Origin of the sequence: Leptospira limi, assembly GCF_026151395.1 — a bacterium.
GTDB classification, from domain to species: Bacteria; Spirochaetota; Leptospiria; order Leptospirales; family Leptospiraceae; genus Leptospira_A; species Leptospira_A limi.
Genome location: NZ_JAMQPV010000001.1, coordinates 952,025 through 973,638, shown reverse-complemented (window position 1 = coordinate 973,638; position 21,614 = coordinate 952,025). Strand labels below are relative to the sequence as shown.

Genomic DNA, 21,614 nt, shown 5'->3' with positions numbered 1-21,614 from the left:
GAGAATACTAACTGACTCTGGTTCATTTGTAAACCAATTATTGAAAAAAATTTAACTGGGATAGGATTCTTTATCTCCCCATCCAATCGATTTGATCTGTTTCCAAATGGAAAGCCAACTCTTTGAAAAAAAATGATCAGGTGCTTCAAGAATTTCTACCAAACGCATATGATTTCGTTTTGCAAATTGGGATGTGAACTCTTTAGGAAACCATTTGTCCATTGCAGGTAAAAAAATTGTTATATCTGTTCTTTTTTCAAAATCAACGTTTTCCACCCGAAACCCTGGTAAAAACAAATTCTCTAAGAACTGAGCGAGTGAATCCAATTGTATCCTTGTATTTTTAACTGGAAAAGAAAGATGGTTTACCTTACCTGTTTCCAACCAAAGTGAAGTGGATAAAGTCTCTAATATTTGTTTGTTGGGAAATTCATCATCAGAAATGTTTGGTAAAAGTAACAAACGACTAAATTCTTCAATGGAATTTGATTCATACAAAAATTCTAAACTTTGGACACTATTTAGAATGGGAGATAATAAAAACAAATTTTGGAATTGTACTTGTTTTGCGTATAAAAGAAGTGCTGCGCCACCTCCACTATGTCCAATTCCATACAATGGTTTCCCAATATAATTTTGTTTCCTTAAATATTCATCTAACAGCGTAATGGCGGATTTTGGATCATATGTTCCATTGGAATCACCATGTGATGGTGGATTGAATCGGATTAATCTGAGTCCGTAATCGATAAGTTCTGATTCTCGTATACGAAAGGAACGTGCATTCCCACCTGTGCTCGGCCAAAGAATGAGAAAACCTTGTGCTTCTTCAGGTGGAACACCTTGTTCGATGATTTCTAGAGAAGACAAAGAATCTCCAATACCTTCAATCCAATCAAAAATTACAAAGTGGCAATGATGGGTTTACCATTTTGCACAATGACAGTATGCTCACATTGTGCTACGTAACTTAAATTTCCTTGACGGTTCCCTGCCACAAGGGTCCATCCATCTGCTTCTTCAAAAGCAGTTTGACTTCCTGTGGAGATAAAGGATTCGATTGCAAGGACAAGGCCATGGTTCAGTTTGCGATGGTCTCGTTTGTCTTCGTAAACCAACACTTGTGGTTCTTCATGCAGTTTTTTCCCAGTGCCATGTCCTGCTAAGTTTTTAATGACAGTGAATCCATTTTCTTTGGCAGCAGAATGTATCTCTTTTCCAATATTTCTTAAATAATTTCCAGTATACGCTTGTTTTGTGGCGCGCATGGTTCCTTCAATCGCGGTTTCACAAAGTTTTTCCAAATTAGGGTTTGTTTTTCCAACAACAAAGGAAATCCCAGTGTCAGCATAATACCCATCGAGTTTTGCAGACACATCCACATTCACCAAATCGCCTTCTTTTAAAATGGTTTCTTTTTTAGGAATTCCATGAGCAATTTCAAAATTAGTGCTGATACAAGTAAAACCAGGAAATTGATAATCAAACTTTGGTGCAGAATAAGCACCTGCTTTTTCAAACTCTTGTTTGGCAGCCATATCTAGTTCCAATGTAGATACACCTGGTTTTGCTAATAATTTTAAAAGTTCACGTACTTTTGCGACAAACTTGCCAGCTTTTAAAATCCCATGTAGGTCTTTTTCATTTTGAATCGACATTTATACAATTTCTCCACCACAACTAGAACCAGCTCCAGCTGTACAACCATAACAATGGTTTGCTACAACGATCTCTCGTCCTAGAAAGGAGTGCAAATCGAAATCTTTGATGTGTTTCACTTCTTTGGATTTTAAATCCAACATTTGGTTAAAATCACAATCGTAAACTGACCCATCATACCCAACTGATATTTGATCCAGGCACATGAGTCCATTCACTGTTGAAGGATTGTACGCATTTACCAATGTTTCCATATACATTTCAAACTTACCACTTCGGACAAGGGATCCTAAAAACCGATTGATGGGGAGGTTATTGATACAAAAGAGTTGGTTGAATACAATTCCATATTTTTTAGACAAACTGTCTTTGTATTCTTTTTCTAATTGTGTTTGTCCCGAACTTAAAAACAATCCATTGGGATTGTATACCAAATGGATGGGAAGTTTTGTGCCGTAACCAAGAGCATTTAACTTCTTTAAGGCGGTAATTGATTTCTGATAAACACCTTTCCCTCTTTGGTTATCAGTCACATTTTCCAACACCGAAGGTAACGACGAAACAATTTCAACCTCATTTTCTTTTAGAAATTCATACAACCATTCATAACCTGGTTCCTCTAAAATGGTGAGGTTACAACGATCCATCACTCGTTTCCCAAGGCGTTTTGCTTCCGTTACCAGATATTTAAAATGTGGATTCCCTTCTGGAGCACCGCCAGTGATATCCACTGTTTCGATCTCTGGAATTTTCGAAATGAGGTTGATACAAAGTTCCGCAGTACTTCTATCCATCATCTCTGTTCGAATAGGTGACGCATCCACATGGCAATGCCGACATGCTTGGTTACACCACTTGCCAACATTGATTTGAAATACCTTAATCGAACGAGCTTGGATTGGTTTTCCAACCGTTTTTAAAAATGGATTTCCGCTATAACCTTGTAAGGTGGAAAGTTGTTCGGTTAGTTCCATAGATCAAAAAGAAAGTTCGTCTATTTTGTTTTGCATTTGTACACTGTGAACTAAGTTGATCCCAGCAGCCATTGCCGCAGCTACATGCACCGCTTCATTCATTTGTGCTTCATCAGCACCTTTTTGGAGTGAGGTGGTTGTGTATGCATCGATACAATAAGGGCATTTCAGCGCATGAGCCACCGCCAGGGCAATGAGAGCCTTTTCTCTTTCTGTGAGTGCTCCTTCCGCCATCACAGCATTGTAATACCCAAAAAATTTATCAGCAAGAGCGCGATTTGTGCGCCCAATTTCTCCAAATTTTCCTAAATCTTTTGCATTGTAATAATGATTTTCTGCCATATTTTTCCCTTTCCGTATACTTTGGACGGATTCAAACCCAAGTCAAGGTTTGCCTTTTATTTAGAATGATTAAAAAATACGATTTGGTTTAAAATCTTAATCAAAAATTCCATTTGTTAAGGTCCAAAAAGTTATATTTTCGACTATCAATTCAATTTTTAAGAATAGTAGGAGTTCATTACAGCAAGACTGTATTTGACTTGGAATTCTGCCACATACGATTATCGATGTTCAATTAGGTTAAAAACTTGGGCCTACGTTTTTCGATGAGTGATAAAAATCCTTCCTGGCCATCGGGAGATAAAATCACTTTCGTGAATAAATCTGCATCCAATTGGAATAAGGATTCCATTTGTGTTCGGTATGGTTCTCGTAAGGCAGTTTTCATCCCACGGCTTGAATTGTATGTGAGTTTGGAGAGTGATTCGGCAAACTTCATTGCTTCAGGATATAAATCATCTGCACTAAACAATTCATCAACAAGCCCAATTTCCTTTGCTTCTGGACCTTTGATTTGTTTCCCTGTGAATAATAAATCTCGAGTGGCCTTTACTCCAACTAAGTCTTGCAATACGATGGTTGGAATCGAAGGAAAATTAAGACCTACAATTGCTTCTGAAAAACCAATCCTTCCTCCTTTGTCCACCATGTATCGGTAATCCGAAAACAAGGCAAATACAGCGCCAGCAGCCATACAATGACCGTTGATCACAGCAATGGTTGGAACTGGAAAATGAAAATAGGTTTGTGCCGTTCTTAACAACTGTTCAACGGAACGCCTGACATCAGATTCCGATTTTCCATACATGAGAGTGGGTTCAATCCCATTGGAAAAAAATTGTGTTTGTGCGGATGTAAATAATAAAACACGCAAGTTTGGGTTGTTTGCGTGTTTGTTTAAGATTTCTTGAAATGAAACAAAGGCTTCAAAATCAAATGTGTTCTTTTCATTGGACTGCATCTTGATTTCCAAGATGCGGTCTCCATGAAAGATCTCTGCAAAAGGAGTCATATTAACTGTTTTTGTAGAGCTCCAAAATTCTGTCTTTGTATTTTTCTGTAATCACATGTCGTTTCATCTTCATTAGGTTTGTGAGTTCATCCCCAACTTCAAATGGTTTTGTGATAAGAGTCACATATTGCACTTGTTCGAAGTTTTTGAATCCAGTTTTAACACTGTTAAAATTGCGAACTTCTTTTTTGTAGAAGTCCACTACCTTCGGATGAACAATGAGTTTCTCTGGACTTTTCTCTGTGATTCCATTTTCTTCTGCCCAAGGGATGAGAGCATCAAAGTCAGGAACAATGATTGCTCCGAGCACTTTTTGGTCTTGTCCCACAACCATCGATTGTTTGATGTAAGGTGACTCATCAATTTTGTTTTCGATTGGAACCGGTTCTACGTTTTCACCACCGAGTAAGACAATGGTGTCTTTTGCACGACCAGTGAGTGTAAGGGTTTTTTTGAAATTGATCATCCCAATGTCACCCGTATTCATCCAATTGTCTACGATGGTTTTTTTCGTGGTTTCAGGGTTTTTGTAATACCCTTTCATCACTTGAGGCCCTTTGATATGAACCACACCTTTGGCACCTAATTTACCGAAGATGATATTTCGTTTGTCATCAATATGGCAGAGAACATTCCCAGCATCATCTCGGATTTGCACTTGGCTGAGAGGAACAATGTCCCCAACAGAACCCATAATAGGTCGGTCAAACGTACGAGCCGAAATAACCGGTCCCGTTTCTGTCATTCCATACCCTTCGAGAACTGTAATTCCGATATCCATAAAAAAAGCATCTACGTGTTTTTGAAGGGCTCCCCCTCCCGAAAGTGTCGCACGTAAGTGACCACCCGTTGCTTGTCTGATTTTAGAAAGTACAATGCGATCAAGTGTGAAAGAGTTAAATAAAACTCCAAGACCAGCCAATACATAGAGTGGAGTTTTGAGAGCACTTTCTTCTGGTACCAAAAACTGAGAGGCAATAAGAGAAAGGATCGTCAGCGTAAACGGACCAGTTAACAACAATTTCACGACTGATACAACAGAATGAAACAATGATTGTAGGATATTTCTTCCTTCGTAATCCACTTCCCAACCTTTCAGAAATCGAATGGAAGCATGGTAGTGTTTGGAAAAAAAGTAAGCAACCTTAAACAAAAATCTTCTGACAGGAGGAGTTTGTTTCGGATCATTGATACGAGTGTAAATCCCGTTATAAATACTTTCCCAAACCCTTGGAGCAGAAGCCATAAAGGTAGGTCTTGCTTTTTGGATGTCATTACGAAGTTCTGTTACTTTTGTATAATAAGTGGATCCACCATTGATGATCGCAAAGTATTCCACAACTCGCTCAAAAATATGCCAAACAGGAAGGATGGACAACATACGATCATCTGGAGTTACCTTCGCAACACGTGGGACCACATAATGCATTTGGTGGATCATGTTGGAATGCATAAGCATTACACCTTTCGGCATTCCAGTTGTTCCTGATGTGTAAATGAGTGTGTACAAATCATCTGGTTTGATACCAGACATCCTTTTTTCCGCTTCTCGTTTTCCTTTGGAACGAAGTTCCCTTCCCTTTTCTAATAGGTCATAGAAGTGTAAAATCCCAGCACCTGACTTGAGTTTGGTGTCTTTGTCCATGATGATTACGGTTTTTACCGATTTCACCTGGGATTTGTTATTTTTGTATTTTTCGTAAACCTTATCGTTTTCCAAGAAAACAATTTTGGCTTCCGAGTGATTTAAAATGTAAACGATTTCCGAATCAGTGATATCAGATCCACGTGGAACGTTTGCTGCTCCAGCAGTTAACACAGCACAATCGGCTATGATCCATTCGACACGGTTGTCAGCTAATACGCCAACATGTTCCCTCGCTTTTACACCCAAATCAATTAGGGCTTCTGCAAGTGCGATACCATCTTCATAAAGTTGTTTATAGGTAAGTGCTTGGTAATCCTTTTGTGCATTTTTATACCAAAATGCTGGTCTTGGACCAAATTTTTCTGAGGATTCCTTATAAACTTCTGCTAGGTTATTTGCCATATCTCTCCATCTAAAAGCGGTCTTTATGATAGACTCTACTTTCAGATGGTCAAGAGAAATTTAGATGTTTAGTCCCAGTGGAACCCTTCGCGTTGGTGTCCTTTTTTCAGATGGCGTTTGCGTATTTCGTGGAGTTTGGTCAGTTGCGAAAGGTTCAGTAAGTTACGTGCCGCAAGTCCTTTTTGTGGGAGAAGGGATTCGTCTTCTGTGTTAGCAAAAAACTGGTTGGTTTTAACGAAGGAGCTTTTAAACTCCAAATTCATATCAGGATAGAAATCCATACAAGCCTCCGTGCTTTCCGGTTTCCGGGGTTTCTCTATTTTGAAGGTTCCCACCATCCGTGGTAGGTAGCCTCCCCCCAATATATGTATCGCCGAAATATGAATATCCTGAAGTAAAAAATTTTGCTTGTACTATTTTTTTTTCTCTGATTTTTGGTATTCGTTCATGACGATTCGATTAGAAAATTCTACAGGAAGACGAAGCGGGCGCTTTGTAGCTTACGAGTATGGAGAAGACCTATTTGGTACTCTGTATTTGGATAAGTTTTCTGGTCGCGAGAAAGGACGACTCATCGACAAATGGAGATTAAATGACTTAGGAAGTCTTATCCGAGTCCTCGATACTGAGATTTCTCGCAGGGAAGAAGAAAATTACGAACGACCACTTTTCCACTAATCCATCCTATGTTTTCCTTACTTTAAGGAAAAATAAATACAAATCCAAAATTCAGTTTTTATCCAACCGCCTTAGAATCGTTTCAATTTTTCGATTATCCACTTTCCTAATCTTTTTATTTGCCATTTCTTTTTGTTACCTAACCAAACTCACTTGGAAAGAATATGGATTATCCCTTCTCCCTTTATTTCCCTTTGTATACCTCGTTCGATTGTATTCAAATCGGAAGTCACAATTGGATTTTGCAAAACGTACCTTTCAATTTTTAGAGGAAGAACTACTCCGCCTTTCTGGAGATTATAAAAAATTAAAAACAAGAGAACTTTGGGAATATCCAATTGTTGTCAGAAACCATCCCCTATGCATTGATTTGGATCTTTGCACCAAACAAGGGTTTTTGGGAGTTTTTGACACCACCATCACAAATGAAGGGTTCCATACCTACTTATTCCGATTTTTACAAGAACCAATTGAAGATCAGTATACCATTCCAGACCAATCCTTTGTCAAAATGATTCTATCCAAAAAAAACAATGCTTTCCATTTGATGAGAAAGTATCTAGTTTTAGAGGGAGAACCAAACGAAAAATTTGAAATCCCTTCAACTAAGAACGAAGCCAATTTTTGGAACAAACGAAATTGGCTACGTTGGATCTTTCCTATATGGGGAATCTTCTCACCAATTTATATCACCTTGGGATTGTTATTTGATCTACCGTTCATTCCTATTTTATTACTCACCAATGGAATTCTATTTTTAAGTTATCGAAGAGAATCTACTTTGATTTGGAAGGAAATCAAAACATTAAGTCAGTCATCAGTTCGGTTTCAGAAAACATTTGTTTTTCTTTCGAAGGAAAGAAAATTCACAAAAAAAATGTTAACCAAAATAGCGAACCTTGGAGATTCTTCAGAACTTTTGGTTTCTCCTCTTCCACATTTGGTGTTAAATGTTCTATGTTTATGGGACCTTTGGAAAATCAAAACATTACAAAAATGGAAACAACAATATTCGTTCCATTGGAATGAATTACAAAACCAAATCATTAAAATTGATTCCATTCTCCCCATGGTCAATTTCGGATTTTTGAATCCAGAAGCAAACTTCGCAACAATCACAAATGATGGAACTCTTACATCAAATTCGCTTGTCCATCCAATGATTCCTAAAGGAAATCGTGTCTTTAATCCATTACCAAAAATGAATCCAGGGGATTTGATGATTGTCACTGGATCCAATATGAGTGGAAAAACAACATACATGCGATCGATCGCCATGTCTTTGTTACTTGCTGGATCAGGAGCACCTGTATTAGGGAATGGTTTTGAATACCCAGAGTTTCAAATCCATACCTTAATTCGTTCACAAGACTCAATGGAAGATGGGGTTTCCTTCTTTTATTCAGAAGTCAGAAGACTCGCTACAATCATACACAATGCAGACAATTCCAAGAAGGTCCCAATTTTATTTTTAGATGAAATTTTAAAAGGGACAAATTCAAAAGAAAGGTACATCGCCACACGTGAAATTTTGGCTGTCTTACGCGAAAAAAACTGCATCGTATTTTTAACGACACATGATCTGAAACTTGCTGAGATGAACTCTGCAAAACGATACCATTTCACTGAACTAGAAACCAATGGTAAGATGGATTTTGATTATCAGATCAGGGATGGAGTTTCTGGATCAACAAATGCTCTAAGGATTTTACAGAACGAAGGCATTCCCATTCGAAATGATAAGGAAAATTAAATTCAAAGAAGTGATTCAGGAAATTATGAACTAACTAATCACACAAAAAGAAAATGCTAAGGAGATTTCTCTTTGGTGTTTTCTTCTTTTTTCTCTCCTTCTTCCTTGCCACCAAATATAGATTTAATTCCTTTCCAACTCTTTTGTACACCGCCAGTTACGTTTTCCACTGCTCGGTTGACATATTCAGACATAGCAGATCCAGCTATACCTCCAACAGCTGCACCCGCTGGGCTTGCTAAAAAAATTGTGCCTGCATACACCGAACCTAACCAAATCGGATCAATGAAAGGTGAAGAAACTCCATAAGTTCCGCGGTAAATAATGGGAAGTTTTAATGCCTTACCTGCAACACCAGGAAGAGCAATCGTAAACTTCATATCAATGGCTTTGTTAAATCCAATTTTTCCACCACCTGAACCTGCGATGCCATCGGCTTTTAAGGCAAAATTTTTGATTTCAATGTTTTCATTGGCATACTGAAAATCAAACTTAAGTTCATTATAAGGGGTAGCTCTACTAAAATCGATTTTCTTTAAGTTAATCACACTACCAATGGAACTAATTGGTTTTAATATGTTTGTATAACTCAATAACTCTCCATTTTTTGCATTAATATTCCCAATGATTTGTAAATTATCAACTAAACCATCTTCGGTATCAGAAGGTGAAACAATTACAAAATCTGAATCGATACTTCCTGTAATTGGAGATATTTTAAAAATGTCTGATAAAACTGGCGCAATCGAAACATGTTTAATTTCACCTTTTAAAGTAAGGCCAACAGGTTGTAGCCAACGATATTCACCAGTACCGATTATATCTCCATCATATACTTTTAATTCGTATCGATTGATGTTTAATTTTCGTTTTGCATAATGAACATTTAATTTTAATGAATCTGCTTTAAAATCAACTATGGTTAGATTTCGAAAATGAAAGTTCAAATAAACATTCATTCGATTTACATATCCAGTATTTGGTAAACCACGGGTAAGGATTGATTTTTCAAAATCAGGATCGATCCAAATTTTACAAACTTTAATGAGACTAGGGACATCCAAATAATCGGAAGATCCTTCAAATGAAACAGTAGGTGAAAGTGGAGGTTTTAAAAAGTTTACGTAACCAGATCCATATAGTTTTGATTTTCCTTTCCATTCAACAATGATATTGGCAAAAGACAATTTATCTTCTTTACTATCATAATTCATAAGAGTCGATACATGACCATCAGCAAAAGTTTTACCATCTTTTAATGCCAAGTCTTGTACATGTAATTGATCAACTACTGCATAAATTTTTGATTCATCTCTTTTATAAAATGGGATTGAACCTGATGTTTTTACAAATCTTAAATCACCTCTTGTAAAAATGATTAAAATATCATGTAAATCGATACCTTTTACGTTTTGAAATTGGAACTCACCTTCTAATCTTAAAGTTTCATACGTTAATTTATCTTCGGTAAAAAGAATATCGACACTGAAAGTAATAGGTTCATTATTTAATTTTCCATACAAATAAAAATCAATATTCCGTAAATCATGGTCAAAACGAAGTGTGGTTCCCCAAAGGTATAAATTGATTTTTCGAGAATACAGTTTGTCATCGAATAAAATGGTAATGTTTTTAATTTCGATTTGATTTACTAAATTTGCAAAAGTCTTGGAAAAATAATGTTCTTCAGGTGTTTCTTCACTAATTTCATTTTGAACTTTGGATTTGTTTTTAGATGATAAATTTGTTTCCTCAAAAGTGTTTTCCGAAAGTTTCTCAAATAATGGAAAAGATTCATCTTTTTCTCTGGTGACTTCAATCGTGCCAGTATTTAAATATATTTTTCTTAACTCTAATGGTTTACCAACAAATACCCCATAATAAATTTCGATACGCAATTTTTGGACTCGGATAATTTCATCATCAGCTTTAGAGACTGTAACTTCATTTAACTCGATACCAGGGAAAGGGAAAAACACCGGTTCTGAACTTTTATAATTCACATTGAGTTGAGTCATTTTATAAGTAGACTCAAGAATTAGATTTTTGTAATAATCTGGATCAGCTAACAGCGGATACAATATAAAAAACATTGTCATTGATATGACAAAGATAAATGTTAAGAGTGTTTTCCCTATTACGCCTTTGATTGTATCTCGTAAAGATAATTTCACAACTAATTCATAACATCGGAAAGTGGCATTTCACACGATGTAGTTCTGAAGGATAAATTTCTTTTGGCTCTTCAGATTTGCAAATCTCTTTTGCAATCGGACACCTTGTATGAAACCGGCAACCTTTTGGCTGGTTCATTATACTTGGGATTTCCCCAACAAGAGGTTTTGAAATTTTGTTTCTTTGTTTTAAATCAAAACTAGCGGAAAATAAAGCTTTTGTATATGGGTGGAGAGGATTATTGCTGATTTCATCCCGGCTCCCTTCTTCTACGATTTGGCCTAAGTACATCACAGCTATCCGATCCGAAACATGTTTTACGATATTTAAGTCATGTGATATGAATAAATACGATAATCCATATTTTTCTCTTAAAAAAAGAAGGTTATTGATCACTTGGGCTTGTGTGGAAATATCCAAAGCAGATACAGCTTCATCACAGACAACTAAGTTCGGTTCCAAGATTAAGGCCCTAGCAATCGCAATCCTTTGCCTTTGTCCTCCACTGAATTCATGTGGGTACCGATGTAAGATGTCCGCTGGTAAATTAACTTCCGATAAAGCCTTGATTGCTTTTTCTTTTTTCTCCGCCAAACTCAATTTTGGAAAATGAATTTGTAAACCTTCTGTAATGATTTCTTCAATCGTAAAACGAGGGTTTAATGATGAATAAGGATCTTGGAAAACAACTTGGATTTTTCGTCTTAAAAGTTTTTGTTCTTCTTTTGAAATGTTTGTGATGTCTTGGTCTTCAAAATGAATGGAACCTTTGTCAATTGGCAATAAAGAAAGAATGGCACGACCAATGGTTGATTTTCCACAACCCGACTCTCCAACAAGTCCCAATATTTTTCCTTTCGGAATGGAAAAGTGAACAGAATCAACTGCTACCAGGCGTTTTGTCGAAAAGGAAAGAGATTGGGATTGTTTGTAAGAAACAACTAAGTCCGTTACATTAAGCACTTTCTTTTCCTCCGTATAAAAAACATTCCACTGTTTGTGAATCTGACACTATGGTTGGTTTCGGGATTGATGTAGTACAAATTTCTAATTTATCTTTACAGCGAGTGTGAAACCGACAACCACTTGGATACGATTTTGGTGAAGGAACAATTCCTTCAATAGTTACTAATTTTTTTCCAATATTTTCATGACTTGGATAGGCAGAGATTAAGGCTTTGGTATAAGGGTGTTTAGGAGAATCTATCACCATATCCACACTCCCTTGTTCCACAATTTTACCCGCATACATCACTGCAATCCTATCTGCAATATGGCTCACTAGACCAATATCATGTGATATAAATAAAACTGACATTCCATGTTCTTTTCTTAGTTCTTTCAGTAATTCGATTAACTGGAGTTGGATGGTGACATCTATAGCACTTGTAGGTTCATCTGCGATTAGGATTTTTGGATCACACATAAGTGCCATGGCGATACAAACTCTTTGTAACATCCCGCCAGAAAATTGGTTAGGATATTGTTCCAATCGATGTTTTGCATCTGTGATTCCAACTCGCTCCAATAGATAAATGGCCTTTTTCTCAGCATCTTCTCTAGAACCAAGTCCATGTAATAAAAAACTTTCAATTAACTGGTCTCCAATTTTGTGTAATGGATTGAGAGAAGAAAAAGGTTCTTGGAATACATACGCAATTTCCCTTCCACGAACAGACCTTAGTTTTTCACTTGATGATTCTAATAAATTGTTTCCTTCAAACAAAATGGAACCCATTGGATAAATGGTAGTGTTAGAGGGTAATAATTTGGTTAACGCCAAACATGTAATGGATTTTCCACAGCCGGATTCACCGACAAGTGCTAATGTTTCCCCTTTTTTTAAGTGAAAACTAATTCCGCTAACAATTGGCAATGTTCCATCATCCGTTTTGATTTGGACACTGAGATCCATTACTTCAATGGCTTTCTCATTGGGGTTCATTCGTAAACCACCTTATCTTTTGGATCAAAAGCATCTCGTAAACCCTCTCCCACAAAAGCAGAGAACAATATCGTTAAAAATAAGGCTACCGATGGAAACGTAATGAGCCACCAAGCAGTTAAACGTTCTCTTCCTTGCCCAATGAGTTCACCCCAAGATGGATTTGGAGCAGGGATTCCATATCCCAAAAAGTCCAAAGCTGATAAAACAGAAATCGCTGAGATCAAAATGAATGGTAAAAAGGTAACAAGAGGTGTAAGTGAATTTGGTAACAAATGACGCATGATGATGGAATAGGAAGAGGCACCTAAAGTTTTTGCCGCATCAACAAACTGTTGTTTGCGGAGCTTTAAAAACTCACCTCGCATATAATAACTGAGTCCAATCCAACTCAGTGATCCATAAGTGACGATTAGAACTAAAAATCCCCGACCAAAAAAAGAACCCATGATGAGGATCAAGTAGAGGAATGGAATTGCTGATAGAATTTCAATGATCCTTTGCAAAAATAAATCCAATCTTCCAACAAAATAACCTTGAACCCCGCCAATGAAGGATGCGAGTAAAATTTCAACGACGATGAGGATCAAACTAAATGTCATCGCCAATCGATACCCATAAACGATTCGTGTAAACACATCACGTCCACGATCATCAGTCCCCATCCAATGCCGAAATGTTGGTTTGGATGGAGGATTTGTTCCTTCTTCTAAACTATCTAAATTATCTTCATTCACACCAAATGGGATTGGTGGGAACACCATTCGATTGGAAGAATCTTGGAACCTTGGTTCTCGATTTAACTTTTTATAATTTGGTTCCGTTAAATTATTCCCACCAAATTTGGTTTCTGGATAAAACTGGAAAATGGGAAACGAGACTGAACCTTCATACAATACAAACAATGGTTTGTTGTTGATAAGAAGTGGGGAAAACAAAGAAATAAGATATGTATAAAAGAGCACAAGTAATGAATAATAGGCTCTTTTATTCTTTTTGAATTTTTCCCACTTACGAATGTTTGCTGGGTTTGATATAAATTTCATTCGAAATCAATCCTCGGATCGATCAAAATATAACAAAAATCAGAGACAATTTTGCCTATGAGACCTAAAAAACTTTGTGCGAGGAGTAGGCCCATCATTAAATCAGTATCCCTTTCTCGAACGGCTTCAAAGCTGAGTAAACCCATTCCATCAATGTTAAAAACAAGTTCAATGAATAAGGATCCAGAAAATATCAACGTTAAATTACTACCAAATCCCGTTGCAATGGGTATGAGTGAGTTTCGGAATGCATGTTTAAAAATGGAATCTGAAAAACTAAGACCTTTGGAAATTGCAGTGCGTACGTATTCTTTTGCAATTTGATCTAACAAACTATTTTTCATGAGTAATGTAAGAACTGCAAAACTACCAACCACATAACAAATCACAGGTAAAAACATATGAGCCAATCGATCTTTTACTTTACCCCAAACACTTAAATCCTCATAAAAATCCGATACTTCATGTCCCAATGGAAAAAAAGAAAAAACTTCTCCAGAAGCAAACAAATATAATAGTAACATCGCAAAGGCGAAAACTGGCAATGAATACGTAAAAAAGATAATAAAACTTGAAATGAAATCAAAATGACTGCCCTCTTTCAGTGCTTTTTGGATTCCAAGAGGGATACAAATAAAGTAGGTAAGAAAAAAACCTGAGAGTCCAAAAAACAAAGATACAGGAAGTTTTTCTACAATGAGATCAGAAACCTTTCTCGAGTGAAGTCTGGATTCTCCAAGGTCGAATTGAACAATTTGTTTTAACCAATAAAAATAGGCAACAGGGGCCGGTTTATCCAAATGAAGTCTTTTTTTGATGAGTTCAATTTCTTCTTGGGAAATTTGTTTGGTAGAAGCTCCCGCTAAATTACCCGCACCTTTGAGCTTTGCAATTTCACTATTTAATGGACCACCAGGTGCAAAATGTGAGATGAGAAAAACTAAAAATGTGATTCCTAATAGAGTCGGAAAAATTAATAAAAATCGTTTTAAAAAATATTTCCACATGGCTTAGAACTCCCACCAGTCTTTCGATTTTTGATAACCTTTCAATTCTAAATATCCTTTGGCTGACTTTTTTTCCGTTGGATCTTTGGCCAAAACCGCCCCTTCCCAATAGATGGTTTTTGTGGAATTACTACCATCAAACTCTTGTTCATTGAAAATGGGAGAAACAATCCACTCACCACCAGGGTATTTGATTTTCCAATGTAATGGGTATGTGATTTTTGATTGTTTACTCTTCCAGGGAGATCCAGTTGGAACCATTTGGATCTCTTTTGGATCATTCCAATAAGTTACATTACCGTTTGCATCACGATAGGTCCCAAATATTTCTGGTGTTTGTTCGGGTGATTCTCTAAACCGAAAAAATACATAATCACCACCCTTTTCATCCATGAGGCAAATCCAATCCCAAGCTGATTGGCCTTTTGCTAGAGTAGGAATGTTTTGAGATGATTTTTCACTCCATTCATGGTCCATCCATGAGTCTCCTGATAAAATGGTTTCTTGTTTCCCCAAAAAAACCAATTGGCCTTTGGTTTTTAGCCTCGGATAACTATAATAATACGAAAAGATATTTGGGTTTCGTTTTGATTTAATGGAAATTCCATTTTTCCCTTGGGACAAAACTTTTCCATTTCCTTCTAAAGTGAATTCAATTGCGATTTCATTTGATTTCGGTTTTGCTTTGATTAAGAATTTATCTTTGGAAAGAATTTGAAATTCGTATTCACCGCTAAAAATTCTACTTTGATTATAACCAGCAAGACCAGTTAAGTTCCGTTTAATGGTTTGTGCAGTTATATGTTTACGTCTCGTAAGATCTGAAATAGCAAAATGAACAGGAAATACTTCAGGATTCCAATTCTCACCATCAGAAAACTTCAATCGAAAAAAAGAAAGTTCGTATCCGTATGAATTTCCAGAGTCGGTCTGGAGTTGGCCTACAAAATAACACCACTCCAAACTAAAATCCGAATGGAAACTATGGTCTCTCGGAAAATTAAAATGAAATAAACAAAGAGAAAGTAAAATAACCTTAATTCGATTCATCAGGCAATGACTCCCACTTTTTTTCCAGTGGAAGGATATGTAAATACGTGGATTCAATGTATTTCATTTTATCAATCACATCTTTCATTTTTTGTTTTTGATTCAATTTGCGATAAAGTTGTGCTAAATTATATAAATTAGATAAGTTCGAATCATTAATGGAATAAGCTTTTTTCCATTCCAATTCAGCTTTTTCGTATTGTTCCACTTGGTAATAACAATAACCTAAAATTGCATGTGATTTAAAATGGTTGGTCTTAAATTTATTATAAGATTCCAACATCCCAATTGCTTCATCAAATTTTCCGTAGTATGCCAAAGCTTTTCCATATGCCAATTGGGTATTCAGTTCTCTTGGTAAAATTTGGTGTGCCTTTTCATAACAATTGACTGCAGAATTGTAATCTTTTTGATGATAGGCCTGATCACCTCGTCGTTTAATCTGATGAAACTCTTCCAGTCGTGGTGACAACTGTAATCCAAGTAAAGTGATGTCATCCATTGCATCTGTTCCCATCGTAAACTCTCTATGATGGTTCATGATGGATTCAACTGTCTCTTGGATTGAGGCATTTGCATTTTCTTCGATCAATTGTAAAAGTTTACTTTCTCCGAATGCATGACCAAGATCATTCTCAGCTTCTGTTAATCCATCTGTGTATAAGAATAATTTATCTCCAGGTTCTAATTGGAGGTGTAAGTCGCGGTATGTATCTCCAGCATCAGGAAACATTCCTAAAAATGTTCCTTCACCTTCGCAGACTTCTGCTTTGCCAGTTCGGTGGCGGAATAAAATGGGTCTTGGATGTCCTGCAATTGAATACACAACTTTGTAGTCAGAGTGGATGAGAAGGTAAACACAAGTGGTGTAACCTTGTTGTTTGACAAGGTCTAATAACTCACGATTGATTAATTTAAATGTTTCCGATGGTTTTGGCTTTTTAAAATTCGAAAATAACATCTTCGAAAGTGCAGTGATAAAGGCAGCTGGAACTCCGTGACCTGACACATCACAAACAGCAACACCTAACTTATCCGTATGGTATGGAAAATAATCGTAATAATCGCCACTCACTTCTTGCATCGGACTAAATCCTGTCCAAAATTGAATCCCATTCCAATCAGGGATAATTTCAGGTATCAAACCCTTTTGGATGTTTTTTGCAAGGCGAAGGTCCTTTGCCATGGAGAGTTGTTTTTTTTCTAACTCTTGTTTGAAAGACTTCAGTACTTCAACGGCTGCTTCCAAATCACGATTTTCAATCGCAAGTTCACGTGATTTACCAACAACATCTCTTACATCAACAATTGACATCTCTTCCAATGTTGTTTCTGAGCGAGAGGTAACCATTACACGATGGCGAGATGAAACATTTTCTTTTGTTAGATGTGATCTAGACAAATACAAAACTTCATCTTTCCATTCCAATTCGTATTCATTGGCGTCGGAACCAAATTGTATTTCCTCACCCAATTCTTTGTGAGAAACGTGGATGCCAAAAAGTTTGGTTTTTGTCATTCGGATATTAAATTCTTTGAGTTCAAAGAGAACAGCAAGGCCATTTAACATGCCTTGGAAAAACACTGCATCATACCATTTTTCTTGGAACTCAGGAAGGTATGTAAAAACGAATTTCACATGTTTGTCTGCAATAGGTTTTACATTTAAATAAACTGCTCTTGTTAGGCGACCAATCAATATAGGTAACCTATAGATCATTTCCAATAAATCAATCCTAGAATCATCATGTGGTAATAAATCGTAGGCATTGGTAATCAATGCTTCTGTCCCAACATGGTATAAAATTCCCGAAATATCCAAAGAGGAGGTAATTTGTTGGATGATTTTGTCTTCTAAGGACTGAGAAATCCAATAATTGGGATCTTTAAGAATACGATTGTAGGTGGTGTCATCTAAAATATCAGGAAAAGGGTTCGTGTGAATCGAAAGATTTTGTTCACGCTCATATACTTGGATGAGGCCTGATACTCGTTTTGATGATATTTCTCTAGCAGAATGCAGTGGCTAAACCCTCCCGAAGATTCCCCTTCGGTAGGAGAAAAATAAATTTCAATCGATCCCTAGGCAATAGATTTTTCAATGGAGATATGATTTGGTATCTAAGGGTTTTTGGAATCTTTCTCTTTGTTTTTGTTTTTGCTGTTTTAGGTCAAAAGGAAACTCGTCTGGAGCGTCATTGGGAGGTTAAATTAAAACCTGACCAAACCTTAAAGAATTTGTATGAATCCTTCCAACCTAAATCCTTTCGAGCCCCTGTAGTGGGTGAAGAATGGGAATCAAAATCTTTGGGGGAAACAGTGAAATGCAAAACAATTTCTGTCACAAATACACCGACAATTTCTTTCCAAATCGAAAGCCAAGGTTTCAAACATTACGAAGTGCTAAAAGAAACCTACCAACTGGATCCGACTGAGAACGGCGTTCGTATCCACGGAATTTTGGAAATCCAAACGGCTCCCAATTTCCTTTCTAAACTTTTGTTTTTATTCTTTAGCGATGCAGATTTAAACCACATCGCCACTTTGAAAGAAAAAAGATTTTAATGGTGTGTTTTTGTGCTCTCGATGAGCACAGTTGCCATCACCATCACACCTTCACTTCTACCTAAAGCTCCCATCCCTTCCGAAGTTGTCGCCTTAATGGAAACACAGTCTAACGGAAGTTTTGTGATTTTCGCCAAAGATGCATTGAGTTCAGCACGGATGGGATTTATTTTAGGATGATCACCAACATATGTACAATCTACATTGATGAGTTTGAATTTTTTTTCCTCTAGGAGTTCTAAACATTTATCAATGATCACAGAGGATTTCATATTTTTATACTGTGGGTCGGTGTCAGGGAAATGAACCCCAATATCACCAAGGGCCAATGCACCTAAAATAGCATCTGCCACTGCATGTAAAATTACATCCGCATCACTATGACCCAAAAAAGCAAATTCCGATTTCACTTCCACACCCGCAAGGACAAGGGGGCGAAATGGTTCATGGATTAATTTATGAAAATCGATTCCGTTTCCAACTTTAAACATATTATTTTTTATAACTCAACTCTAACATACGATTTACAGATTTTTGGGCAAGTGAAATCACTTCTGCATCCAAAAAGATTTCAAATTGTTCTTTTAGTAATGCATCTCTTACTTTTTCCAAAGTAATTTTTTTCATGTGAGGGCATGTTTGGCATGTAGAGACAAATTCTTTTTCAGGGAATTCAGCACGTAAATTATCTCCCATCGAACATTCTGTCACTAACATGATTTTATCAGTTTTACTCTTCCGAATGAAATCAACCATCTGCGAGGTCGAACCAGAAAAATCTGCTTCTTTAACGACATCTTCATGGCATTCAGGGTGAGTAATGACAGTGACTCCACCAGGAAACAAACGTTTTGTGGAGCGGATATCTTCTGGAGTGTACATTTCGTGAACCATACATCTGCCAGGATGTGAGATGATTGTTTTAGTCGTTTGGTTGCGAACATTGCCTGCTAAGTATTCATCCGGTAAAAAGATAACCGTATCCCCTTCCACAGCATTTACAATTTGTACGGCATTTGCTGAAGTACAACAAACATCCGTTTCTGCCTTCACTTCCGCCGAACAATTCACATACGTAACTACAGGTACACCAGGGTATTTTGCTTTTAACGCTTTGACATCCTCGCGTGTGATGGATTCAGCAAGAGAACAACCTGCTTTGGGATCAGCAATGAGTACTTTTTTTTCAGGAGATAAAATTTTGGCAGTTTCAGCCATAAAATGTACTCCATTAAACAATATCATTGAGGCGGTTGTTTCTTTCGCCATTTTGGAAAGATACAAAGAATCACCAATGATATCGGACACTCCCCAAAATACATCGGGTGTCATATAATTATGACCAAGGATCACGGCATTTTTTTCTTTTTTCAAACGGTTAATTTCTTCCGCCAATGGAAGTATGCGTTCTTCAATTTCATGAGGAAGGTAAATGGGATTTAATTTTTGAACCAATTGGTCATTTGTGACTAGTGACATTTTATACTCCTATTAACAATCATTGGAAAGGGTCAGACCCGAGTACGGTGTCTGTTTCACGAAGTCCCGAATCAACGGGTGGAACGGAATTCTCAAGAGAACCACACTGGTTCATTGCTTCTTGCCATGAAGTTTCCGCAGAGGAAGTTCCTGTACGTTGGACTCTTCTATATTCGGAATTGGAGGCAAATGAACTCTGGTTACATGCTTTTGCAATATTATAAGTTAAGTTGATTTTCGAAAAACAATCAAAATACAAGACAGCGACTGAATCCGTACTCAATTCTCTTGGCTGGATCTGTGCTTTTAATTTGGAGATTAGACCTGGGCAAACGTTTGTACTTATGTCAGCTACTGCCACACAATTTGCTTCTGTCAGAATAAATCTTTGACAAGCAGATTGCACAGGGCTCCCTTGAGTGAGTAACGTACTCAAAAGTTCTGAATTTGAATCTTCACTGGATTTTTTCGCACAGGCAAAGTCCATACACACAATGCCAATGAACAAAAAGAAAACCATCTTCATCCTATTCATCACAATTCTACTCTCCTTCTTACTTGGTGGTCTTGTCTATATCCTTTTTCTCAAAAAAGCCAAAGAGAATCCCAAAGAATCCTCCTTTGATTCACATTCCGAGATCTATTGGCAGAGGTTACAAAATCGCCCAGAGGTCCTAAAAGGGCCAGGGTATCCAAGTGACCTTAGGGATTTTTTGGAAACCATTCGAGGTAAGGAATCCTATCTATGGAATGGAGACAGAGAAGAAACATATCGTTATTTACTCCAAGAATTTCCAGATGAAAGAGGGCATGTTTTGTATGCTGTCTATGTCGCTTTTATGAATTGGAAGGACAAAAGTTTGGAAATTGAATCTTCTCCTTCCCTCTCCCAATATGAAAAACTAACGGCTGTAAATCGCCTAAAAGAAGAAATATTTCCCAAATTTTTAAATGAACTACTTTTTCCAAAACACCCCACTTCTCCACCTGTGATTTTATTGTCTTTTTTGGAAGATTACATTCAGAGAAATCCCTATAGTTATGCAAGAGAACGAAAACGAATTTTCCTTCGTAAAAAAGAAACACTTTACCAACAGGAAAAATGGGACATCCAAGCCTGGGAAAGCCCTTCCTTCTACCGACAGGTAGTCGAGTTACTCTATGAGAGGGAAATGAAGGAAATGTCCGAAGAGGAAAAAACTTTTTATCGTAGTTCTAAAATCGAGGAATTGAAATCGGATTTTTGGAATTGACAAGACATGTTTCCATCCCCCATATAAGTGGGGTTATGAAACAAATTCTATTCTCCTTTCTCTTAGTAGGATTCTTATTCCAATGCAGTTCCAGTCCCAAAAGACTCGACAATGCTGATGATTATATCTCCGACTCAGGTGGACTGACTAGCCAAGAATTGGTGAAAGCGGCCGAAAAATTAGCAGGCCAAATTGGGGAGTACTTCAAAGAAAACCCACATGAAGAAGGTGTTTTTGTGGCACACTTCCCTACACGTAACGATACATCAGAACAAATCCAAACAGAACTTTTTGACAATGCGTTTGTATCCAAACTCATCAAAAACAAAATTTACACAGTTCGTACCAAAACAAGAGAACAATCTCTCAATGAAATTCAGTTCAGTTTGTCCGGACTCACTTCCAATCGTTTATCCATTGGAAAACTGAAATCTCCTAACTTTTTTGTTCGCTGTGACATCAATGAAAACATGTTCACATCCAATGGAGAAAAAATCGTTGAACAGTCAATTAACATCGAACTTGTAGAAGTGGAAACCACCATTGCGGTTTGGTCAGAAAAGGTATCGTATAGAAAATTAGCAGTTCGAGGAAACAAAGGGGTTAGTTGGTAATCCCTTCCACTA

At 37.0% G+C, this 21,614-nt stretch carries 22 protein-coding genes; 5 read left to right on the top strand and 17 right to left on the bottom strand.

All coding sequences use genetic code 11. The features are described 5' to 3' along the window. Positions 1–51: 51 nt before the first annotated feature. The 7 genes from ND812_RS04560 to ND812_RS04530 all read right to left on the bottom strand — a co-directional run bounded on the left by ND812_RS04560 (position 52) and on the right by ND812_RS04530 (position 6,318). Positions 52–870, bottom strand: coding sequence for an alpha/beta fold hydrolase (locus tag ND812_RS04560; RefSeq protein ID WP_265374458.1), 819 nt, complete (start codon positions 868–870; stop codon positions 52–54). A gap of 32 nt (positions 871–902) precedes the next feature. Then, entirely contained in the window at positions 903–1,658 is a 756-nt protein-coding gene (gene map / locus ND812_RS04555) for a type I methionyl aminopeptidase (protein ID WP_265374457.1), read from the bottom strand. Further along, complete coding sequence (gene arsS, locus ND812_RS04550) at positions 1,659–2,633, bottom strand: arsenosugar biosynthesis radical SAM (seleno)protein ArsS (protein ID WP_265374456.1); 975 nt, start codon at positions 2,631–2,633, stop codon at positions 1,659–1,661. Between the two features lie 3 nt (positions 2,634–2,636). Next, complete coding sequence (locus ND812_RS04545) at positions 2,637–2,975, bottom strand: arsenosugar biosynthesis-associated peroxidase-like protein (RefSeq protein ID WP_265374455.1); 339 nt, start codon at positions 2,973–2,975, stop codon at positions 2,637–2,639. A 235-nt stretch (positions 2,976–3,210) separates the two neighbouring features. Continuing rightward, positions 3,211–3,987 carry an enoyl-CoA hydratase/isomerase family protein gene (locus ND812_RS04540; RefSeq protein WP_265374454.1) on the bottom strand — a complete coding sequence of 259 codons (777 nt, stop codon included), beginning with the start codon at positions 3,985–3,987 and terminating at the stop codon, positions 3,211–3,213. Between the two features lies 1 nt (position 3,988). Then, complete coding sequence (locus ND812_RS04535) at positions 3,989–6,037, bottom strand: AMP-dependent synthetase/ligase (RefSeq protein ID WP_265374453.1); 2,049 nt, start codon at positions 6,035–6,037, stop codon at positions 3,989–3,991. 68 nt (positions 6,038–6,105) lie between these two features. After that, complete coding sequence (locus tag ND812_RS04530; protein ID WP_407658450.1) at positions 6,106–6,318, bottom strand: hypothetical protein; 213 nt, start codon at positions 6,316–6,318, stop codon at positions 6,106–6,108. 166 nt (positions 6,319–6,484) lie between these two features. Between ND812_RS04530 and ND812_RS04525 the strand changes: the two genes are divergently transcribed. After that, a complete protein-coding gene (locus ND812_RS04525; RefSeq protein WP_100725929.1) occupies positions 6,485–6,715 on the top strand; it encodes a hypothetical protein in 231 nt (76 codons plus the stop codon). Positions 6,716–6,950: 235 nt separating this feature from the next. Further along, positions 6,951–8,468: a MutS-related protein gene (locus ND812_RS04520; RefSeq protein WP_265374452.1), complete on the top strand. Its 1,518-nt coding sequence runs from the start codon at positions 6,951–6,953 to the stop codon at positions 8,466–8,468. A gap of 56 nt (positions 8,469–8,524) precedes the next feature. Here ND812_RS04520 and ND812_RS04515 read toward each other — a convergent pair whose 3' ends face one another. Genes ND812_RS04515 through ND812_RS04485 form a run of 7 tightly spaced genes read right to left on the bottom strand, consistent with a single transcriptional unit; the run spans position 8,525 to position 17,669 of the window. Then, positions 8,525–10,642 (bottom strand): AsmA family protein, encoded by a 2,118-nt coding sequence (locus tag ND812_RS04515; RefSeq protein ID WP_265374451.1) that lies wholly within the window; start codon positions 10,640–10,642, stop codon positions 8,525–8,527. A gap of 7 nt (positions 10,643–10,649) precedes the next feature. Beyond that, the gene (locus ND812_RS04510; protein WP_265374450.1) at positions 10,650–11,606 is read right to left on the bottom strand and encodes an ABC transporter ATP-binding protein; all 957 of its coding nucleotides are present in this window, start codon (positions 11,604–11,606) and stop codon (positions 10,650–10,652) included. Next, positions 11,599–12,588 (bottom strand): ABC transporter ATP-binding protein, encoded by a 990-nt coding sequence (locus ND812_RS04505; protein WP_265374449.1) that lies wholly within the window; start codon positions 12,586–12,588, stop codon positions 11,599–11,601. The genes ND812_RS04510 and ND812_RS04505 overlap by 8 nt, the downstream gene beginning before the upstream one ends. Then, a complete protein-coding gene (locus ND812_RS04500; protein WP_265374448.1) occupies positions 12,585–13,634 on the bottom strand; it encodes an ABC transporter permease in 1,050 nt (349 codons plus the stop codon). The genes ND812_RS04505 and ND812_RS04500 overlap by 4 nt, the downstream gene beginning before the upstream one ends. Beyond that, on the bottom strand, positions 13,631–14,641 hold the full coding sequence (locus tag ND812_RS04495) for an ABC transporter permease subunit (RefSeq protein ID WP_265358979.1): 1,011 nt from the start codon (positions 14,639–14,641) through the stop codon (positions 13,631–13,633). Before ND812_RS04495 ends, ND812_RS04500 begins: the two co-directional genes overlap by 4 nt. A gap of 3 nt (positions 14,642–14,644) precedes the next feature. Then, a complete protein-coding gene (locus tag ND812_RS04490; protein ID WP_265374447.1) occupies positions 14,645–15,691 on the bottom strand; it encodes a carotenoid 1,2-hydratase in 1,047 nt (348 codons plus the stop codon). Continuing rightward, the gene (locus ND812_RS04485; RefSeq protein WP_322113674.1) at positions 15,678–17,669 is read right to left on the bottom strand and encodes a SpoIIE family protein phosphatase; all 1,992 of its coding nucleotides are present in this window, start codon (positions 17,667–17,669) and stop codon (positions 15,678–15,680) included. Before ND812_RS04485 ends, ND812_RS04490 begins: the two co-directional genes overlap by 14 nt. Before the next feature lie 131 nt (positions 17,670–17,800). Between ND812_RS04485 and ND812_RS04480 the strand changes: the two genes are divergently transcribed. After that, positions 17,801–18,256 (top strand): hypothetical protein, encoded by a 456-nt coding sequence (locus ND812_RS04480; protein WP_265374445.1) that lies wholly within the window; start codon positions 17,801–17,803, stop codon positions 18,254–18,256. Here ND812_RS04480 and ispF read toward each other — a convergent pair. The 3 genes from ispF to ND812_RS04465 are packed head-to-tail and all read right to left on the bottom strand — an operon-like array spanning position 18,253 to position 20,222. Then, entirely contained in the window at positions 18,253–18,747 is a 495-nt protein-coding gene (gene ispF, locus ND812_RS04475; protein WP_265374444.1) for a 2-C-methyl-D-erythritol 2,4-cyclodiphosphate synthase, read from the bottom strand. The genes ND812_RS04480 and ispF overlap by 4 nt on opposite strands. Before the next feature lies 1 nt (position 18,748). Then, positions 18,749–19,735, bottom strand: a complete 987-nt coding sequence (gene nadA / locus ND812_RS04470; RefSeq protein WP_265374443.1) for a quinolinate synthase NadA — start codon at positions 19,733–19,735, stop codon at positions 18,749–18,751. A 19-nt stretch (positions 19,736–19,754) separates the two neighbouring features. After that, on the bottom strand, positions 19,755–20,222 hold the full coding sequence (locus tag ND812_RS04465; RefSeq protein ID WP_407658449.1) for a hypothetical protein: 468 nt from the start codon (positions 20,220–20,222) through the stop codon (positions 19,755–19,757). Between the two features lie 7 nt (positions 20,223–20,229). On the opposite strand from ND812_RS04465, the gene ND812_RS04460 reads away from it, so the two are divergent. Both ND812_RS04460 and ND812_RS04455 read left to right on the top strand, forming a co-directional pair. Then, the gene (locus ND812_RS04460) at positions 20,230–20,988 is read left to right on the top strand and encodes a hypothetical protein (RefSeq protein ID WP_265374441.1); all 759 of its coding nucleotides are present in this window, start codon (positions 20,230–20,232) and stop codon (positions 20,986–20,988) included. A gap of 35 nt (positions 20,989–21,023) precedes the next feature. Beyond that, positions 21,024–21,602 (top strand): penicillin-binding protein activator LpoB, encoded by a 579-nt coding sequence (locus tag ND812_RS04455; protein WP_100719688.1) that lies wholly within the window; start codon positions 21,024–21,026, stop codon positions 21,600–21,602. Positions 21,603–21,614: the final 12 nt, after the last annotated feature.

Excerpts from the sequence above, each read along its gene's own strand:
- map (WP_265374457.1), bottom strand. The coding sequence starts at position 1,658 with ATGTCGATTCAAAATGAAAAAGACCTACATGGGATTTTAAAAGCTGGC.
- arsS (WP_265374456.1), bottom strand. The coding sequence starts at position 2,633 with ATGGAACTAACCGAACAACTTTCCACCTTACAAGGTTATAGCGGAAAT.
- ND812_RS04545 (WP_265374455.1), bottom strand. The coding sequence starts at position 2,975 with ATGGCAGAAAATCATTATTACAATGCAAAAGATTTAGGAAAATTTGGA.
- ND812_RS04540 (WP_265374454.1), bottom strand. The coding sequence starts at position 3,987 with ATGACTCCTTTTGCAGAGATCTTTCATGGAGACCGCATCTTGGAAATC.
- ND812_RS04535 (WP_265374453.1), bottom strand. The coding sequence starts at position 6,037 with ATGGCAAATAACCTAGCAGAAGTTTATAAGGAATCCTCAGAAAAATTT.
- ND812_RS04530 (WP_407658450.1), bottom strand. The coding sequence starts at position 6,318 with ATGGATTTCTATCCTGATATGAATTTGGAGTTTAAAAGCTCCTTCGTT.
- ND812_RS04525 (WP_100725929.1), top strand. The coding sequence starts at position 6,485 with ATGACGATTCGATTAGAAAATTCTACAGGAAGACGAAGCGGGCGCTTT.
- ND812_RS04505 (WP_265374449.1), bottom strand. The coding sequence starts at position 12,588 with ATGAACCCCAATGAGAAAGCCATTGAAGTAATGGATCTCAGTGTCCAA.
- ND812_RS04500 (WP_265374448.1), bottom strand. The coding sequence starts at position 13,634 with ATGAAATTTATATCAAACCCAGCAAACATTCGTAAGTGGGAAAAATTC.
- ND812_RS04495 (WP_265358979.1), bottom strand. The coding sequence starts at position 14,641 with ATGTGGAAATATTTTTTAAAACGATTTTTATTAATTTTTCCGACTCTA.
- ND812_RS04490 (WP_265374447.1), bottom strand. The coding sequence starts at position 15,691 with ATGAATCGAATTAAGGTTATTTTACTTTCTCTTTGTTTATTTCATTTT.
- ND812_RS04480 (WP_265374445.1), top strand. The coding sequence starts at position 17,801 with ATGATTTGGTATCTAAGGGTTTTTGGAATCTTTCTCTTTGTTTTTGTT.
- ispF (WP_265374444.1), bottom strand. The coding sequence starts at position 18,747 with ATGTTTAAAGTTGGAAACGGAATCGATTTTCATAAATTAATCCATGAA.
- nadA (WP_265374443.1), bottom strand. The coding sequence starts at position 19,735 with ATGTCACTAGTCACAAATGACCAATTGGTTCAAAAATTAAATCCCATT.
- ND812_RS04465 (WP_407658449.1), bottom strand. The coding sequence starts at position 20,222 with ATGGACTTTGCCTGTGCGAAAAAATCCAGTGAAGATTCAAATTCAGAA.
- ND812_RS04460 (WP_265374441.1), top strand. The coding sequence starts at position 20,230 with ATGCCAATGAACAAAAAGAAAACCATCTTCATCCTATTCATCACAATT.
- ND812_RS04455 (WP_100719688.1), top strand. The coding sequence starts at position 21,024 with ATGAAACAAATTCTATTCTCCTTTCTCTTAGTAGGATTCTTATTCCAA.